The sequence below is a fragment of the Bacillus sp. z50 genome (genome assembly GCF_058313585.1).
In genome coordinates, this window is sequence record NZ_JBZFQL010000001.1 from 102790 (window position 1) to 122242 (window position 19453).

General features: G+C 34.9%; 17 protein-coding genes and 1 pseudogene. 2 read left to right on the forward strand and 16 right to left on the reverse strand.

Features of this window, described 5'->3' with window-relative positions; all coding sequences use genetic code 11:
- The first annotated feature begins 236 nt into the window (after positions 1 to 236).
- Positions 237 to 1817: an acyl-CoA synthetase MbcS gene (gene mbcS, locus AC4G3N_RS00510; RefSeq protein ID WP_491089534.1), complete on the forward strand. Its 1581-nt coding sequence runs from the start codon at positions 237 to 239 to the stop codon at positions 1815 to 1817.
- An 88-nt stretch (positions 1818 to 1905) separates the two neighbouring features.
- On the opposite strand, the gene AC4G3N_RS00515 is transcribed toward mbcS, so the two are convergent.
- From AC4G3N_RS00515 to AC4G3N_RS00585, 15 genes and pseudogenes are all read right to left on the reverse strand, one after another.
- Positions 1906 to 2355 carry an OsmC family protein gene (locus AC4G3N_RS00515; RefSeq protein ID WP_066103785.1) on the reverse strand — a complete coding sequence of 150 codons (450 nt, stop codon included), beginning with the start codon at positions 2353 to 2355 and terminating at the stop codon, positions 1906 to 1908.
- 95 nt (positions 2356 to 2450) lie between these two features.
- Positions 2451 to 2609, reverse strand: coding sequence for a hypothetical protein (locus AC4G3N_RS00520; protein ID WP_181162001.1), 159 nt, complete (start codon positions 2607 to 2609; stop codon positions 2451 to 2453).
- A gap of 369 nt (positions 2610 to 2978) precedes the next feature.
- Positions 2979 to 3485 carry a VWA domain-containing protein gene (locus AC4G3N_RS00525; protein WP_491089870.1) on the reverse strand — a complete coding sequence of 169 codons (507 nt, stop codon included), beginning with the start codon at positions 3483 to 3485 and terminating at the stop codon, positions 2979 to 2981.
- Positions 3464 to 4093 (reverse strand): annotated as a pseudogene (locus AC4G3N_RS00530) (TerD family protein); the annotation flags it as partial. The pseudogene AC4G3N_RS00530 and the gene AC4G3N_RS00525, both read right to left, overlap by 22 nt.
- 199 nt (positions 4094 to 4292) lie before the next feature.
- A complete protein-coding gene (locus AC4G3N_RS00535) occupies positions 4293 to 5375 on the reverse strand; it encodes a toxic anion resistance protein (protein ID WP_066103781.1) in 1083 nt (360 codons plus the stop codon).
- Between the two features lie 54 nt (positions 5376 to 5429).
- Positions 5430 to 7055: a YceG family protein gene (locus AC4G3N_RS00540; protein WP_491089535.1), complete on the reverse strand. Its 1626-nt coding sequence runs from the start codon at positions 7053 to 7055 to the stop codon at positions 5430 to 5432.
- A gap of 313 nt (positions 7056 to 7368) precedes the next feature.
- Positions 7369 to 8166 carry an HAD family hydrolase gene (locus tag AC4G3N_RS00545; protein WP_491089871.1) on the reverse strand — a complete coding sequence of 266 codons (798 nt, stop codon included), beginning with the start codon at positions 8164 to 8166 and terminating at the stop codon, positions 7369 to 7371.
- Between the two features lie 7 nt (positions 8167 to 8173).
- The gene (locus AC4G3N_RS00550; protein WP_491089536.1) at positions 8174 to 9283 is read right to left on the reverse strand and encodes a cysteine protease StiP family protein; all 1110 of its coding nucleotides are present in this window, start codon (positions 9281 to 9283) and stop codon (positions 8174 to 8176) included.
- 113 nt (positions 9284 to 9396) lie between these two features.
- Positions 9397 to 10785, reverse strand: a complete 1389-nt coding sequence (locus AC4G3N_RS00555; protein ID WP_491089537.1) for a phosphoribosyltransferase family protein — start codon at positions 10783 to 10785, stop codon at positions 9397 to 9399.
- Position 10786: 1 nt separating this feature from the next.
- Entirely contained in the window at positions 10787 to 11995 is a 1209-nt protein-coding gene (locus AC4G3N_RS00560; RefSeq protein WP_139891924.1) for an HpcH/HpaI aldolase/citrate lyase family protein, read from the reverse strand.
- A 78-nt stretch (positions 11996 to 12073) separates the two neighbouring features.
- Positions 12074 to 12805 carry a TerC family protein gene (locus AC4G3N_RS00565; protein ID WP_373925477.1) on the reverse strand — a complete coding sequence of 244 codons (732 nt, stop codon included), beginning with the start codon at positions 12803 to 12805 and terminating at the stop codon, positions 12074 to 12076.
- A 128-nt stretch (positions 12806 to 12933) separates the two neighbouring features.
- Positions 12934 to 13512, reverse strand: coding sequence for a TerD family protein (locus AC4G3N_RS00570; protein WP_066103766.1), 579 nt, complete (start codon positions 13510 to 13512; stop codon positions 12934 to 12936).
- Between the two features lie 54 nt (positions 13513 to 13566).
- Positions 13567 to 14148 carry a TerD family protein gene (locus AC4G3N_RS00575; RefSeq protein WP_066103765.1) on the reverse strand — a complete coding sequence of 194 codons (582 nt, stop codon included), beginning with the start codon at positions 14146 to 14148 and terminating at the stop codon, positions 13567 to 13569.
- Between the two features lie 33 nt (positions 14149 to 14181).
- Positions 14182 to 14766 (reverse strand): TerD family protein, encoded by a 585-nt coding sequence (locus tag AC4G3N_RS00580; RefSeq protein ID WP_066103763.1) that lies wholly within the window; start codon positions 14764 to 14766, stop codon positions 14182 to 14184.
- A gap of 598 nt (positions 14767 to 15364) precedes the next feature.
- On the reverse strand, positions 15365 to 16699 hold the full coding sequence (locus AC4G3N_RS00585) for a multi antimicrobial extrusion protein MatE (RefSeq protein WP_139891922.1): 1335 nt from the start codon (positions 16697 to 16699) through the stop codon (positions 15365 to 15367).
- A gap of 250 nt (positions 16700 to 16949) precedes the next feature.
- On the opposite strand from AC4G3N_RS00585, the gene AC4G3N_RS00590 reads away from it, so the two are divergent.
- Positions 16950 to 18083 carry a DUF2515 family protein gene (locus tag AC4G3N_RS00590; protein ID WP_066103759.1) on the forward strand — a complete coding sequence of 378 codons (1134 nt, stop codon included), beginning with the start codon at positions 16950 to 16952 and terminating at the stop codon, positions 18081 to 18083.
- 106 nt (positions 18084 to 18189) lie between these two features.
- Here the strand turns inward: AC4G3N_RS00590 and AC4G3N_RS00595 are convergent, their stop codons facing one another.
- On the reverse strand, positions 18190 to 19380 hold the full coding sequence (locus AC4G3N_RS00595; RefSeq protein WP_254654698.1) for a mechanosensitive ion channel family protein: 1191 nt from the start codon (positions 19378 to 19380) through the stop codon (positions 18190 to 18192).
- Between the last annotated feature and the right edge of the window lie 73 nt (positions 19381 to 19453).

Sequence of the window (19453 nt, forward strand, 5' to 3'; positions counted from 1 at the left end):
GTATAATTGTATACGATAAAATTTTTATAAATTGAATTAATTCCCTCAATAAAACTTATTATCTTTAATCAAATTGTATTGGTGACCTCTGCTTAATCTCTCCATAAACAAACTCTTATCCACTTTCCTTTACATGTCTAGAAAAAATAGTTAAAATTAATTTTATTACCTAGTACTAAAAGTTGCATATGACAACAGGTATCACATACTTGATTCGTATTTTAGGAGGATTTTTTATGAAAAGAGAAGAATTAATAGCTCCTCATGTCTATAATTTAACAACGGAAATTGAGCGTTATGCCAACGATTCTGAGAAATTGGCTCTAAAGTGGGAGAATCAGGATGGTCTGACTAGATCAATTACATATAAACAATTAGTCGAAGAAGCTAATAAAATAGGAAATGTATTTGCTGAAGCGGGATTACAAATGGGTGATAAAATACTGGTGATTGTTCCCCGTATAATCGAGGCTTATGCCATCTATATGGCTGCATTAAAATCCGGTATCGTACTTATTCCATGCTCAGAAATGCTCCGTTCAAAAGATTTGGCTTTTAGAATTCAGCATGCTGAAGCCCGAGCGGTAGTCTGTTATGAAAAATTCACAGCTGAAATTGATGCGGTGCCTGACTCTGATAAGCTGATTAAATTCAGTGTCGGCGATGCTAAAGATCAATGGATTTCACTAGAGGAAAAAGTGAAAACAGCTTCCTCTCAATTTAAAGCTGCCAACACCACTAGGGATGATATTGCTTTGTTATCCTATACTTCCGGCACAACAGGCAATCCAAAGGCAGTTGTACATACTCACGCCTGGGGCTTTGCTCATTTGAAAACAGCTGCAAAGAGTTGGATGTCTATCAATGAAAATGACCTAGTGTGGGCAACAGCCGCTCCTGGATGGCAAAAATGGGTGTGGAGTCCCTTCCTATCCGTACTTGGAACAGGAGCAACGGGCTTCGTGTATAATGGAAAATTCAATGCTGATACCTTTTTAGCTTTGCTGGATAAATATCGAATAAATGTTTTCTGCTGTACACCTACTGAATATCGGTTAATTGTAAAAAGTGAAAATCTACATAAGTACAAATTACCTTATCTCCATAGCGCAATTTCCGCTGGTGAAGCACTAAATACAGAGGTAATAAATGCTTTTTACAATCAGTTTAATGTAACGATTCGCAATGGTTATGGACAAACCGAGAGTACATTATTAATCGGCCAATTAAAAGATATCCCAAATAAGCCTGGTTCCATGGGTAAAGCTACACCGGGAAATATAGTAGAAATTGTCGATGAAAATGGGCAGCTGTGCCAAGCAGGTGAAGTTGGTAATATAGGTGTTCATCTTAGTACACCTGCTCTCTTTAAAGAATATTATAAAGATCCGGAACGTACACTTTCGCAAAGAAAAGGTGAATACTTTATTACAGGTGACCGAGCTTTAAAAGATGAAGAAGGTTTCTTTTGGTTTGAGGGTAGAAGCGACGATATTATTATTAGCTCTGGATATACAATCGGGCCGTTCGAGGTGGAAGATGCTTTAATTAAGCATCCTGCCGTGAAGGAATGTGCAGTCGTAGGAAGTCCTGATGCGATTAGAGGAAATATTGTTAAAGCCTTTATCGTCCTAACAGACTCTTATAAACACCATTCAGAAAAAGAACTGATTGCAGATCTTCAGAGTTTTGTAAAAACCTTAACCGCTCCATATAAATATCCGAGGAGCATTGAATTTACCGAGGCGCTACCAAAAACGACTTCAGGAAAGATTCGTCATGTACAATTAAGAGAAATGGAACTAAGTAAAGACTAAATATCAAACGACCCGACTTCTAAGTAAGTTGGGTTTTTTGTCTCTATATAAATAAAAACCGTCACTAATACCGCGACGGTGTAAAATTTTATTTTGTTTGTGTGACCTTAACGCCTTTTGATACAACTTTTGTTGGATTGATTAAGGTATCAAGTGCTGGGCAATGTGCTTCTATATAACGGATAAATTCCTCGATTTTTTCTTGAGGCGCATTAGACTCCATATGGACGAAATAACGAATTTCCTCTAAACCAACTTTTGCACCTGGTTTTCCCTTGTAACCGCCCGTATCTAAATCACCTTCAAGCTCGATCACTAAACGATCGTATTGAATTCCCATTTTATCCGCATAACTTTGAGCCATAATGGTTTGACAAGCACCGAGTGATGAAAGAAGGAGTTCTAATGGGTTCATGCCAAGATCTGTTCCTCCTGCTCTTTCCGGTTCATCAATTGTCACCTTATGTCCCCTTGCTTCGACCTCGACCTGTACATTATTAATTAAAGTTGCTTTTGACTTCAGTGTCGTTTTTGCCATCATCAATCTCCTTTTACACGTAGTATATGAAAATGAATAGCTCTCTCACGTTACTGATCCGTTAAAACGATATGTTTGTAGATTGTGATTTTCTTTTATTTCTTTTTGTGGTGATCCGATTCTTTTCGTATCGTCCCGATTTTCTTATCACTGCGTGTATCCCTGCCATTACGATTTCGAATGGTCCCGGGTGGGAGCTCATATTCTTTTTCAAAATTGCCTAATCTGCAATCGTCACTTGTCTGTTTTGTCAATATAGATCACCCGTATATAATTTATATCTGACTATATAGGTTAATACCACGAATTATACGATTCTATTCATAGGATCGAATAGACTGTAAAACAAGGTGCGAACATATGTTCTGTTAATTAAAAATAGCATTTTGTAAAAATTACAGTCATAATCTCTAATTTTTCGAACTTTTATAAAGAAAATAGCCAATGTTCGTGTTTTTCGCCAACTCGTTGGTGTCCGGTCGGTGGAGCAACCGCACTTAGCTTCTCTAAATACGAATGAAACCATTTCATAAACATATAACGTTTGTGTTTTTGTGTGGTATCATTCAAAAATTATTATAGAGATTCATCCTTGTAAAGGAAATATAGAGCTTTTGAGTATATTATCTCAAGATCCCCTTTTGCTTTGCTTCCTCTAACCATTGTGGAAATTCGTTTAATAATTGATCGTACAATTCTTCATCGGACACATCTTCCAAATTATTCAGATGAAAGAAATTTGCATTATCCACAAATCGGCCTTCCATTGTATCCAACTTTCTTAACACATCAAAATTAGAATCACCTATACCTACAAACTGCCAGAAAATCGGCATTTTTGAAGAATTTGCGATGATCTTTTTAATACCTGATTTACATCCGCCATCATTAATAAAAACTAAAAAGACGGGCTCATCTGCTGGTTCTTCTTTCATATATTTATGTATAACATCTTTCATAACTTGTGGTTCGTCATTTCTTCCAAACTTATGTATGGACTGATTATTTACTATCTTATCATTGACATAATTGACAAAATCCTTTTCTGTAACAGCAGGCAGCCTGGAAAATTCATTATTTCTAAATTTGCTAACTGTGGTGCAATCCTTTATTTTGAACCTCTTACCCAGTTCATGCCCCAATTAAAAGCACGATCCATATCCTGATGACCCTTAAAGTACTCTACTAGTCTTTCCACCTTGAATGTTTCGTTGTTAACATTTTCTATCATTGCTATTGCACACATATTTTTCCCGTTCAGATGTTCATCTAGTTTTACTTCTACATCGGAACCTCCAGGATACTTAAGAGTTACGACACCGTCTGCCTGAGACCAATTAGCTACTCCTTGATATATAAATGCATATACTAAAATTCGCTTGATTTCGGTGACTTTATCTCCGTTAATCCGAAGATTTTCTCCGCCTATGGCACTTCCCGTACGGTCATCAGCATCCAATTTTATAAAAGGTCTTGCGTTATAATTGCCAAAAGCATTGCCAAGAGCTTGGACACAGCCTTTTTCTCCATTTTTCATTTCAAATAAACAACCAAGATCAAGGTCGACATTATTAGACTTACCGAATAAAGCAGACATGAATCCACCGGATTTAGGAGCACTTTTTTGATTCCAATTTAGGTTTACGAGCAGTTCTCCGAGTGATTGATTCGTACTTTTTGTTAGATTGATATTTTGTCCTTTTTTCTTTAATTCAATTTTATTTAAGTTAACCATTATATTACACCTTCCTTATTTGTATTTTATTTACATAAATTAATTATATTTTAATTTACAAATTTTAGATAGAAAAAGAATCATATTAAGTCGATATTTCAAATGAATCGATAAAAAAGCTAATATTCACTCGAATTACCAGCCAATTGGTGATATAGAATATAAAAAAAACCCTATCTTCACTATAGATAGGGGTAATCGGTTAGGATTGGGATAGGACGCGTTTCGCATCCTCTCTAATCGTTTCCAAACGTTTTTTATCTTCAATCCGTTGCATGGACTGTTCTTCTTTAACCTTTTTATATTCATCTATTCCTTTAACAATCGTATCCCACATATTTTCAATGGTATCCATTTTAATACTAGAGCTACCGGAACGCTGAGCAATCTCAATGCTTTGATTCATAATATCGCTAGTGACATCCTTTAACATTTGATTCGTGCGATCTTCAAATGCATTCAATGAATCTGAATGTACTTTTTGACGTTTTGCACTGACCGTATTAATAATGCCCATTTTAAAAATCGGAATGGTTGTAACAAAGGCACTATTAATCTTTGCAACTAAATCATTATTTCCACGTTGCATGGTTTTAATCTGTGGAGCGGCAATAACAGCTACCATACGGGCTTTTTCTAAATCATCTATTTTTCTTTCTAATAATTCTTTGACTGTACGAAGATTTTCCAGCTCCATCCGAGCCATTTGATTGCCTGAATTTACTCGTTGTTCGCATTCAGGGATTAACGTCTGATTTACTTCCTCTAATTTCATTTCAGCAGCTACTACATATTTTTCTAATTCGAAATAATATTCAATATCTTCTTCATATAAACCTTCGAGATTTTGATTTGTCCGCTTTAATTCATCCTCAATCATCGCAAATTCTCTATGAATTTTATCAAGCTCTCCACCTAATGTTTGATATTTTTTAAAGAGAGCTTCCGTGGTCGCCTTCGCTTTTTTAAATAGTTTTGCGATGAAATTAGGTTCTTTCATGATTTCGTTTTTATCAAATCGTTTCATTAATTTCTCTAATTGAATTAATAATTCACCGGATTCATCAATTTTTGAAAGTGCCATGGTGTTTAATATTCTGTCTGAAAACTGAGAAAGTCGTTCTGCGGGTGCTCTCCCAAGTGATAATAATTCATTTTGATTTCGAAGATCCATATTTTCTACAATTTGAAGAACCTGTGCTTCATTGCGCAGCTGCATTCTAACTTCATTAGCAGACTGTTCTGTCAGATCTGTATTTTGTTTTATCTGTAATTCATTTACCATTAGTAATTTCCCCAATCATTGGAATATTTGTTGATTCAGCCTCATAGATATCAGTCAAAATATTCTTTTAATAATCTTTTTAATGAATGATTTTTCTTCTTGCTGAAAGTCTGGAATTTCTTGTTCAAAAACAATATCTTCTAGCCAATGGGTATCGTAATGAGATGGGTCTACAAAATTTTCTATATCGGTTTGTCCTGCTGGATGGTATAACACAATATCTACGCCAAATTCATTTAAAAACAGCAGCAGTGCTGCATCCTCACGGGTAAATGTACTGTTAGTTCCCATATTGTATAGAACGATTCTGGGCACATCTTGAGAATAATCGAATTGTTGTAATTGTTTCAGAAAATCTTCAGGAATCAAACTCGCTTGTTTAAATAAAAATAATTGCAAATCATATTCTGTTTCATGATTCAGCTTTAGTAATTTAGGATGTTCACAGTACTCTTTAATCGTCCAGGCGATGGCCCTTTGCAGCTCAATCGGCAAATTTCCATATCTCCACCAATTTCCTGCGAGCATTTTTTCGGGTGACAGTGCGCCATCTTTATCTAAGGAATGCTGAAAGTGAAAATGATAATTGGCTTTTGTCTTTGTCGTGAAAGGAAATTCGCGAATGTTTTTCGAGAGTGAAGAATCCTTGAGACCCTTCATTTTAGACCAATAATCCGCTCGATCTCGTGAAACTCCATTGATTTTTGTGAATATGACAGGAATGATTACTCGATCCTTATCAATTTTAAATTGAGGCCTAATCATTGCTTTTTCTTTTGCATATATAAATACATCATCATAGGTCATTCTTAATGTTGTAGATGAAGGCTTGAAATTTCTAAATTGCCAAGGTTTATAAATACCAGACTCATGATCATTTAACATGATTTCAAGCTGTTTGTTGGCTCGATACGCTACAGTTGTTTGCCGCTCTCTTTCTTTCGTAGGGAATGGTTCTAGCTTCCCTTTATTCGTATACACATAGGGTAGTGAAAATTCATTTTCTCGATCAAGATTGCTAAAAAAGTCTGTGCCGGCAGGATGCAAAATTAAAACATCACAACCAAATTCCATGAGCAGTAATAAAAAATATTGCTGACTTAAGGATAGATCTCCATACCAAACGACTTTCGGAAAATCTGAACCTATTTGGAGGTCTTTAGACCATTTTTCCCAATGATTTTTAAGCCATTTGATCATATCGATGATAAATCTGCGGAATTCAGGTGAGAGCAACCCGCTCTTCTGTTTATCTTTAAAATGTTCAACCACTTTAATGATTGATATTTGTACATGCCTGTTAATGGTAGAATCCGTATGCTTAGGTATTAAGTTTTTACCATAAAAAATGGCTATCAATCGTTTAATTGATAATCCTTTATTTTCTGTACGGTGTAAAGTTAAAACATCCTGTATAGTTTGAAAGACCTGATTATCGATCGTTTTATCCAATTCTTCACTTAACACATGTATATAAGGTTTTTGGTGCATGTCGTATAAAGAGTTAAAGTATTCATCTTCGTCGAGCGGAATACCTAATACTCGGAGACTGATTCTTTGAAAACGAAAAGTTGATTCATCTAAATGATAGGATGGTCTTGTACGAATAGAAGAAAGAAATAACTCTAACCATTCTGCTGTAGATTTGTTTAATAAAGGTTCTACTTTTATGTAATTCAATATTTAAACTCCTTTCTCTAAGATGATTCGTACATTAATATTATATATCTATTTTTTTACAGTTGCGCTAAGAGATTTGGGAAATCTGCTCTTTTTTTACAAAAAAATATAACTTTGGGAGAATATTATACGCCCGTAATTAGTCAGTTTTTCTATAAACTAAAAAATCTATGATATTTTCGGTCAATTACATAGATGTTTTTTAGGAATCGCTATTCAGTTAGAAATAAAATTGCTAAAACAATTGAAAGAATGAGCAGTAACCCAGTGGGATAGTACTTTATACTCTTACTCCCACCGAGTTACAGCTTTCTTACAGGCTCAGAAGATTTTTAATTAAATCCTCTGTGGAAGCTGCTCCTTTACCTTTTAACCAGTTTATTTTTTGATCGTTCGGTTTGACATCGTAAAGCTCTCCATGCTTTAGACTATATCCTTTATCGGCAATCGCGATCATATCATAATCCATAAGGGAATCCCCGGCAGCAGTGTGAATATCATAGTCCAGCCGCTTTTTTAAATGCTCCACTGCAAAAACTTTATTTAAATTACTTGGCAGTATATAGAGTTTTCTTCCGTGCAAAAATGTTCTCCATCCGATTTTGTTTAATTCATCTTCAAAGGACAGCAGTTCTTGATGTGGTAAGGTATCTTTATTTACATGGTACATATAGAACAAGGAATCGATATAAAACTCACGCTCAACCCAGGAATCATGACGGATCTTTGCGAACGTATTTAGCATGTCATGATGTGGAAGTGAAGTAACAGAGAGATGGTTTTTAATAAAATCGTCCCACTCAGAGTCAGGCTTTCCATCTACTAAAATCGTTCCGCCATTGCTCACAATCGCATATTTAGGTTTTATTTTCTGTTGAAATACTTCAATTCTCTCATATTGATATAGTGCTCTTGTCGTTACTGGTACAAATAGATGTTGTTGATTAAATTGTTGTAAAAGGTCAATAGAAGTTTGAGACATATAGGTAATAACCTGATCATCTTTAAATTCGACTGGTGTTATTTGATTATCGATGGGGTACTTGTCCATCATATTTTTTGAATAAATTAAAGTTCTGTCTAAATCGGATGTAAATAAAATAATAGTAATCCCTTCCTTATACCTCTTTTATAATTCCGCAGCATGTATAGGACATATCCCTGAATTCCTCAACCGGTACATTTCGCTCTTTAGCCAAAAACAAAATATGTGATAAATCATTTGAATGATTAGGATTGATTAGGATTTTCCAGGGTATTCTTCGCAATAAAACACGTGTTGTTTCTCCAACACCTGGTTTGATAAAATGTGTATTGCTAATATTGTAGATGTTTTGAATTCTTTCAATAGAATCCATCCCGAGCCACGTAGGTGTTTTATCTTCTTGACGTAATTGTTCCAAGGATTGTTTCACTTGCTCTTCTACTTTCCCAAAATCCTCGCTAATCGTATCCACATAAAAATTCGATAAATCTGCATCCGCTAATTCTTTATAAAACTTTGCACCATGAAAGTCATCCTTGCTCATGAATTCATAGTTTAATACAGTACGACTTACTAATCCTGATACCGTAGAGTTTAAACAAGCGGATGGGATTAAAAAGTCATCTCTTGTTCCATATATATCTACACAATGCCCTGGATCGGCTAACACGGCCAATGAAGGATCAATATAATTCGAGTGAGTTGAATTATATTGATCGCATGCTTCAGCTAATTCAAACGTAATAGCTCCTTTTCCTGTCCAGCCGTCTATTACCTGAATGTTCGCATGAGAATGCTGCTCAAAAATATAATCAATAGCTGCCTCATCAATGCCTCTGCCGCGAATGATAGATATAGAATAGTGAGGAACATTGATTTGATATTTATAGGCGTAATAACGTTTAATCAACACTCCAATTGGTGTTCCAGCTCTTGCTAAGCTGACTAAAACTAAGTTATCCATTCCTTTACGTTCAATAATCTGTTCGGCCACTGTTCCAATAGCCACAGCTAGACGCTCTGAATATTTTTTTAATGTATCATGAAATAAATTTATATATTCTTTTGGAGGATGATATTCGACAGGGAGCATTTCCGAATAGTGTATACCGGATTGGATCAAACTTTCTCTTTCTTCCGTTTTGGTTTCAAAAACGTAATCACTAATATCTCTTAATAAAAATATGGCATCATCTTCGTTGTAGCTTCCCATTTGATCCGGTATTAGTTTTCGTTTAAGCATAAAATCCCTCCTGGTTGTATAGTGGAGCAGTATATAACTATAAAAGTATGAAACTATATATGATATCTAACAGTTCTAGTCCAATTAGAAAGAAAATGGTTGATATGAATTCCTTACTGATTCATTTCCGTTAGAGTGATGACAGTAATGAAATTAATTCCGGTTTGTTTTAATGCGGATAGTATGGAATTTAATGACTCATGAGATGAGTTTCTTTCAATAAAAATAAATATCTCGTCATAGCGATTGATTTCAATATTATATAAGTAATTTACGACCCCTTTATTTTCAGGACTATCGAAAGTGAATTTATTATGAATTAGGTAATCACTCTTTTCTAAAGAGTATATTGGACTTCGAGTAGTAGATTGAAAGTAAACCTCACTCCCCATGGACGAAGCAATCATCATAGGTATATACATAAATTCCCCGGTACCTATAGCCAAGGTTCTCTTACCTTTGCGATGCTGTTTCAAAATACCGCCTATCTCTTCAAAAATAGGAGAAAAACTTCTTTCTTCTTCTATATCCAGACCAAATCTCCCTGTAGCCTGTGAATAAGGGGAAGCATTTAGAGACTCATCTGTATTGATAGAAGTAAATTGATTAAAGTGATGGTCTTTAAAATAATGATGGATAGGTATATATGAAACGTGTTGCTCAGAAGTTTGATTAGGAGCAGCAAGTTGGTCCTCCAGCTTTAAATCAGGTTGACCATTAATCGAGATTGTTCCATCCATTAAAGACACTGGATGTACGGTAATCCCTAATTCTTTTTCTATTTGTTGATATTGTGCACGATGCTCAGCTGTGCGCCAATCCAAAATCGATATCAATGTAAATACCTTTTTAGATGGATAAACAGAATTGATTTTTCGGATAATATTGATTGCTGTTTTACCCGTTGTTATTTCATCATCCACTAATACAATTTCTTGGTCGTTATCAAAAAAAGCAGGATCGCTTGAATAGACATAATGGCTGCTGGCATGGGAATGTTCTTCTTCAAAATTAATGATTGAAGGGATTTCAGCTATTTTTTCTCTTGTTGTGTGTATGTATTTTGCATGTTTATCAAAGGAACTAAATACCGCATGGCCCAATGCTGTAGCCGTCTCAGCAAAACCAATAATGGTTAGTGGCTTTGGCAGTTTGATCGGATCTTCTTCAACTAAAAGCAAGGCTTCCTCAATGTTTCCACCAGTTTTTATAGCCTCAGCGATTGCCTCTGCACGCATATCTTTCTTGCCGTAGACGACTTCTAAATATCGCAGGGATAATAAATGACCAACCAGTAGAGGTATTTTAGGGTTAACAGCCAGATGTTTGCCTAAAACCGTACTTACAAATAAAAAATTACGCTTTTTATTGATGCGAGTCGCCATTTTAAATAACTGATTTGTTTCGAAATCATATGGATTATGAAAAACTTCGATCCCAACTGTTAAATCATCCAGTATTTGGTGCGTTACTTCTCTTATATTCACTCTGGTTGCTGTCATTTCATTTCACCTCTAGAATTTGTTCATCATGTCCTTGATTTAAAAGTAAACTAGTAAAATCTTGATCAACATTATATACACCGAATACCTTGGCTCGGAGTAGAATTTTTTTCGCCCAATAATAATGAGGTTTCATTTCATTCATTTTGTTTTCATACATGCTTTTTAATACCCCTGCATCCCCTTCGCGGTTCGCTATGATGCTTATGGCATCTAAATATTCTTCATGTGTAATGGTATATAAAGAATGCACTGCTTTAATATGAGTAGGGTGTATAATGGTTTTTCCGTTAATTCCATTTAATTTATCCAGGAGGACTTCGTTAATTAAACCATCTAAATATTCATTGATTAATTCAGTCCGCTTTACTAGACCGGAGCTACCATATCTTCTTTGAAAAGGAGATACACGCAGTGTTGGTTTTAAGATACGGTTATCTTTTGAGAAGAACTCCCAAACTGGCCCGGAAACTACATATTCATCACCCTGTCTGGTAAAGAGATTGATAATATCCGTGATACAATCTCTTATCACCGACACATCATAAATAGTTGTGTCTACTTTTCTTCGTATACCAAATAAACCGGAAAAATCAGTAGCTCCTATCCGGATGTTTAATATATAGCTCTTATATGAGTCCAATAATTCTTTTATTTTTAATAGAGCATCCATTCGGGTTTCTTTATAAATAATTTCAGCTGACTCCAATATAGGCATACCATATAGTAAGCTATTATTTTTATTGATTTCATCCAGGATTGCTAAAAATTCTTTCCCATTTTCATAATTGAATTTTGGAAAAACAAACCCTGTCAGTATGTACAAATAATCGTTAATGAGCTTAGTTATTCGTCTCATTTGGATTGGGTCCCTTACTCTTATAAAAATAAGCGGCAGTTCATCCATGCTTATTTTGTTTTCCTCAAGATGCTCAGATAGTATAGATAGATGTTCCAGCAATTTGTTTTCAGCATCCACAACTATACAATCAGCAACTGAGTCTTCCAAATCAATCACTAATGAAGTAAGCTCTTGATACTTTTTGTTAATGATATCCTTTGCGATATTCGCTTTTATAGCAGGCATATAAAGAGTGGCACCAAGGGCATAAGCAAGTACCTCTTTATCTGTATATTTCGTAAAAGGCTCCGGTTCCATATAAAAAATCTCTTTCATTTTTATGGATGATTCATAGCTGAAATGTTGCATTCTTATGCTCCTTTCATATAAAAATAAAGACTACTGTTTACGAACACAGTAGCCGTCTTTAATTCAAGCCAGATCTTTTTATTTATCTTTAGATGCAGCCATTTCCGTGTTTTTATCAATATTTTTACCTTTATTGATATAATGAATGATAAAAGTTGCGAGAAAAGCGACAATGATAATCGCAAAAAACACATAATGAGATACATGGAAGCCAAAAACACTTGCAAACATTTTTGCTGAGATAATCCCAATAAGTATAAATGCAGTAGTTTCGAGTTCAGGTACGCGTTCAATTAATGTTAAAAATACACCGGCAACTGTACGCATCATTAGGATTCCTAACATACCGCCAACCAAAAGTACCCATACTTGATCAGATATTGCAAATGCAGCTAATATAGAATCCACTGAGAACGCAATATCCATTAATTCTACTGAAACAACCGTGCTCCAGAATATTCCGATTGTACGTGTAAGCCATGAATTTTTATTAAATTGTTTTACGCCGTCTTCGCCATCTCCGGCTTTTGACCGAAAATGCTGGATTACGATCCATGCTAAGTACGCAGCACCTAAAACTTTAATGAACCAAAATTTAACGAGGTATACGCCTATTCCAATAAATAAGAAACGGAAGAAGTAGGCACCGAACATCCCATACATAAGTGCTCTTTTTCGTTGTTTTTCAGGAAGATGCTTTACTAAAACAGCCAGAACAAGGGCATTATCAGCGGACAATAATCCTTCTATGATTACTAAGGACCCAATTAGTCCCCATGCTACAGGATCAGTTAATACTTCCGCCCACATGTCCAAGTCAAAAAATAAAGCATACGTACTTAAGATTTGTTCTAAAATTTCCAAAGTGTTAACCCTCCGTTGTATATCTTAAAAATAATAGGGGAAAGAAATAATTCCCCCTAACTAATCATTTATGCTTAAACGCTTAAGCCATATGCTTTAACCAATGAATGTAACCCGCCTTGATAACCGGAACCAACCGCATTGAATTTCCAATCAAGGTTATGTCTATAAACCTCACAAAATACGACAGCTGTTTCAATACTGAAATCTTCTCCAAGGTCATAACGTAAAACCTCAACGCCCGTATCTTCATTTACTAGACGTACAAAAGCGTTGGTAACTTGTCCAAAATTTTGACGGCGAACTTCCGCATCATGAATCGTTACTGTAATAGCAATTTTGTTCACATCATCGGGGATTTTAGAAAGATCGATTTTGATTTGTTCATCATCGCCTTCCCCTTCTCCCGTTCTGTTATCTCCGGTATGGGTAACGGAACCATCCGTACTTTGAAGATTATTATAAAAAATGAAATCGAAATCGTTACGGCATTTTCCGTGGGCATTTAAGATGAACGCAGAGGCATCCAAGTCAAAATCTTGACCTCCATCAAAGTTTTTTACATCCCATCCTAAACCGATAACAATTTTTTGCAATGTTGGATCGTTTTTAGTCAGGTCAATACGTTGACCTTTACTGAGTTGAATAGCCATGTGCAAAATCACACCTCTCAAATTCGTATATTACTATTTAATAAACGAATAGTATTATCCTATTTGTAATCCATAGTCATTGCAAAGAGCAGCTAAACCGCCTTGGTAACCGGAACCAATCGCACTAAATTTCCATTCTCCTTGATGGCGGTATAATTCGCCTACAACAACGGCAGTTTCAATGCTAAAATCTTCTCCCAAATCATATCTGATCAGTTCTTCATTCGTTTCTTCGTTCACAATTCGAATGAAAGCGTTTGAAACCATACCAAAGTTTTGACTTCTGGAATCAGCATCATGGATGGTTACAGCAAAAGCAACTTTTTGTATACTTTGTGGAATACTTTGGATTGAGATTTTAACCTGTTCATCATCGCCGTCACCTTCTCCAGTTAAGTTATCACCAGAGTGAGTTACGGAACCAGCACCACCTGTTGTATTATTATAGAAAACAAAATCTTCTCCGCCGGATACTTTTCCGCTTTCATTTAAAAGAAATACGGATGCATCAAGGTCAAAATCATGTCCGCCATCATATTTGTTTACGTCCCATCCTAAACCTACTATTACTTTTGTTAAACCAGGATTTGTTTTTGTAAGATCTACTTTTTGTCCTTTTGATAATGAAATTGCCATTTTATTTCCCTCCAGTATTTTAATTAATATTTATTATTGGTATTTGCTGCATATCTCCGATAGACTGCTATCTTTCGTTCCATCACCAATAGCAGCAAATTTCCATTCTGAATTGTGACGATAAATTTCACCTGTAATCAATGTTGTTAAGCCAGCATAATTATCCGACAAATTAAATCGAACTAATTCTTCGCCTGTATCGTGATTCACAACACGTATATAAGCATTCTCAATCATGCCAAAGTCTTGTTTTCTTTGAACACAGTTATAAATGTTTACGACAAAAACTAATTTGTTGTATGTATTTGGAACAGATTTCAAGTTGATTTTAATGGATTCATCATCACCATCGCCATCCCCAGTTAAGTTGTCTCCTGAATGAATAACAGAACTACAAGCACTTTTTTTATTCCCAAAATAAACAAGATCTTTATTACTCTGCAATTTATCTGCAGTCAGCATAATAACTGATGCATCACAGTCTACATCTGCACTTCTGCTAAAAAAGCCGCCTTTTTTCTTTACTGGATCCCAACCTAAACCAACCATAATCGTATTTAGATTTGCATTACCTTTTGTCAGGTCAATTCGTTGTCCTTTTTGTAAGCTTATAGCCATTAACGTTCTCTCCTTCTTTCGTTTTGGATTTTCTGTATAGTAGCCATGGGTGAAATAACGAATATTTACATAATTCAATAAATTTCGTTAGTTAATATTTACTAGTTTATGAAATTACTAACTAGTAAAGCGCTATATATTTACTATAATAACTAAAAATGCCTTACATTTACAACTTTTTATATTAATTCCCACGAGATACTTTATATTTGTCGAATTTTTAGACATTTCGCATTATTGTCTCTTCCAGTTATAACCTTTTATTCTTCTTTTCCCTGGATGCTTTTCATCACTTTAGACTCTTCATTTACAGGAAATAAAGATTACTAATTTAGTAAGTACTTAATATCGTCATACCGGTAGCAATATGTCGTCATTGAGGGGTCTAACTAGACAGGAATTACCCATTAACTGAAAAATACGCATTAGAGAAATTAGAACAGGAAGAAAAGTAATAAAAGTACTAATGATTTAGGGGAAATATGTATAACAGATAGGGTGGATACAAAGAATATTTACTCTCCTCACTCTTTCTCATGCTATGAGTCTTTTAGCTGCAAAAAAAAGAGATTATTCATCTGAATAACCTCCCTTTTACTTACATGGATTCCATTTGAGTAGCTTGCTTATCTATGTCCTTATTATATTTTTGCACCACCATAAAAACGAATACTAAGCCAACCAATTCCCCAAGAGAAGCAGCTATGGCACCCGCTCTTCCATTTAATGAAGGGAACAGGACAACAAATGTCACTAAAATAATTACAACCGTAATCAGATTATAAAGCTGTGGCTTTAACATCGCTCCTGTTTTCTTGTTTAGCATTAAAATGCCCCCTAAGTAATCCACCCAAGGAAAAACAAAGGTTTTTATAATAAAGAATTGCAGCACCTGCAATGTCTCTTTAGCCAATGTACCGGTTGTGCCAAAGATCGTATCCATAAACCAGAAGCCTGCAGGTGTATAGCATAATATAAGCAATAATGTTGTAGGAACTATACTAAAAATCACAATACACTGAAAGACCGCTTTTTTGTTTGTATCATAAAATTGAAGAACGACCTGATGGGTGTACATAAAAAAGCTGATGATCAAATTCGTTACACTGAAGGCAAGAGCAAAAGAAGCGATCCCGAGATTTACATTGTCAATGAAGCTTAAACAAGCATAAATGATAGGTGTTACAAGCGTTTGAAAAGATAAGTAAAAGACCAATGGCGTATAAAACTTTCCAATCTCTCTTTGGGTCAATGGCTGTTCATCATCTTCATCCAGGTTCTCTGTCTTTATTAAACGATGGCCTCTCCAGATACTGATTACACATTCGATTAACATACCGGTTAAGAAAATGATGGCTCCGGCTATACTTGACAGTAAATCCGCATAATGGATGAAATAAAATGCAATTGCAATCATACCAATCAAGCGAATAATCACACCATAGGTCACCCATTTTGTTTCAAGATGATTAATCATAATTCCCTGATATAACGTACGGATGCCTGATAGTAAAATCACAACAGCTAAAACCTTAAAGGTGTTCATTAAAGCTGACATATTCTCAGGTTCAGCATTAAATAAATAAGTGAATATCCATTCTCCAAGCGGTGAAAAAGCGACTAACATACAAATAAGCATTAAAGTAACGATGATTTTTATGAAAAAAGAGCAAATAGCCTGGAAGGTCGACTTCCCTTTTGCTAAGGCTGAGCTTGTTTGTCTGAATACTAAAGCCGGTCTTTCCATAATACTAAACAGTGAAAAAGCAATTGCATAGTTGGATATAATGACCTCCGCTGCTTCAGCCCGACTAAGTGTCCCGTTAATAATAACGTGAGATACCGAAGTCAAACTAGCTGACAGAGCCAATGGGATAAAGAATAGCAATATTTTTCCTAATGTATATTCCTCTGATGTCTTTGGTTGTTTCATGTCGTAACCTCACTTCTTTTCAATCAAACATTTTTTCACAAAACTACAGACTGAAATATCTAATATGTTCACTTTCATACGGAAACTGAACAAATTATTGACAAAGTAAAAGCTATTCATGCTGCTTATTAGATTACTCCTCCCAAGCGGCAATCGTCTATCTTAACGCTTTATGCATGTGTATAAACCGAATTTTCAAAGAATAAAATAGAGCACCTTTAATTATTTTTTATTAGAAGGAGATATATTTATGTCCTTTCCCTGGTTTAAAAAGAAAAAAACAGAACTATCCGGAACATTAACTGAAATGAAAAAGATGCTTGATCAAAAAAAGAAAGTAATATACAAAATGACGCATGAAGATGAAATGATTTTAAGAATGATACGTGAAAAAACAAGCTTAGCCAATCAGAATAATATTACCAGGACTAAAGCCTATCTTTCTTTTTATCAAAACCATCCAGAGATCCATTGGTCATTTCTTGCCCATATGGTTTCCAGAAATGCCGGATGGAATATGACTGACTTAAAGGGTACTTGTTTATCAAGATTGCTGGAGAAAAAGGAAGCTGAAACATTCTTTTTGTTTTTAGAACGGGGTAATTGGTTGATTTTTAATGATGCCTATCCTCAATTACTCATGTATGAAGAATCACTTAAATACGGTCGGAATCTCGCCTACTTATTGCCTCATTTATTTGTTTCAGCGTATATGCAAACTGTTTGGACTTACTTTTGGCAATATAAAGATTCAGCTCTTCTAACGGTGGCACTTATCATAAATGAACAAAACCATTTAGAAGAAACACTCATAAAAGAACCCAATATCCATAATCAGGTCCTTGTAAAACCTGAATTTTCTCTACAAGATCATTTATCAATGAATCAAATTTTATTTCCTTATTTGAAAAATAATACGAAGATCAGTTTTGCGGGTAAAACGATCCATCACTTTGAACAGCTCGATAGCCGGATTCAAATTGGAAAGGATTTGTATACGTGTTTATTTAATGATAGAAGTTTGAAGAAAATTGAACAATGGGCATTAAATACGCCGCATACAGGCTCAAGAAAGGATTATTGGCCGCATCTTTTTAATGATATAAATGAAGAATTTCCAGGAAAAAAGTATAAAGTTCGTTTAAGAGAATGCAGGCTGCTATCTGGATCTCCTCACTTTTATAGCCCTTCACTCTCATATGTATGGAAAGATGTATCGCACTCGCCACCTCAATATACAGAATGGTATAAGGATTCAACGATTGTAAAGGAAATGGTTCTGAGTATGAATCAAACTATTGAAAATGTAGAAGTTGATTATTGTAAAACACTGGAGAAATTAGAGATGGCTTGTGTGGCAAAGAATGTATTCCCTCTTTTTTAAATATGGTTAATATCTAAGGTTTTCTAGCACTGTTATAGCGAATACTCTTTATAAAAGAAATATACCACTATGAATCACTTAATTCACAGTGGTATATTAAAATGATTTAATTTGATCTTTCTTTTATTAATGAAAACTCAGGATCAACAGAAACTTTTTGCATAGGCACTGCCAAAGATATTCCCTCTTTTTCTAACAGCTGCATGATACTTAAATTGATTTGATGTTTAATTTGGACATGTTCTTCCCAGGCAGTAGTATTGGTAAAGAAATAAACTAGTATTTTTATATAATGATCTTTAAATTGATCGAAGGCTACGACAATGGTGTCCTGATGAACACCTTGATGTGAGCGCAGCAAATGTTTAATTTCCTCTATTAGATTATCAAGTTGATCTGTCTCCCTTTGGTAGGCGACGTCCAAATGAAAATCGATTTTTCGTTTTCCCATTCGACTCCAGTTCGTGATTGCATCGCTGGCCAGCGTAGCATTAGGTACAGTCACTAACGCCTGGCTGAATGTACGAACCTTTGTACTTCTAAAGTTTATATCCTCCACAGTTCCTTCAACATTAGATGTTAAAATCCAATCACCGATAGAAAAAGGTTTTTCTGTGACGATTACAATTCCGCCAATTAAATTACCAACAGCGTCTTTAGCTGCTAAGGCAAAAGCTAAACCACCCAAACCAAGACCGGCTACCAATCCATTTACGTCATAATCAAATTCTTGACCGATAATACTAATGCTGATGGCTACGATAATCACTCTCATGGCTCTGGATATAAAGGGAATGAGGATCAAATCGATTTTTTGATTCATTTTCTCATTAATATTTAATAAAATACCTTGTGAAGGTGAGGACAAATTAAATAATCCCCAGGTAATCAAAAAGATAATCATCGAACGCAATAATTTTAAGAAAAAAGGATTATGTTGATTGATGAATGGAAAGTACTTTACCCCTATGTACAGACCAATGATAATAAACAGCCAACTGATCGGTTTTTCAAAGCTTTTAAAAACTTGAATAAATAAATCATTTGGCTTATCCTCTCTCAATTTTAATATCAACTGAAAGACATACTTCGTAACTAGCTTCCTAAAAAGGATGAATAGCAAAACAATTCCTAATGCAATCCCAGTGTTAACCCATTTCTCATAGTCTCCTTCATATAAAGTGACCATTAACTTGTAATCTAACAAACGATCAAATCCTTTCTGTCTTGATTGAAGTTCTACTACCAAGTCAGAATTTTTATCCATATTATGAAACGTCATGTAAGTAATACGCATTATTTTACCCTGATTTTCAATAAAATGAAAATAATGTGTCTTCAAACGAAGAGAGTTTCAACAAGTATGAAAG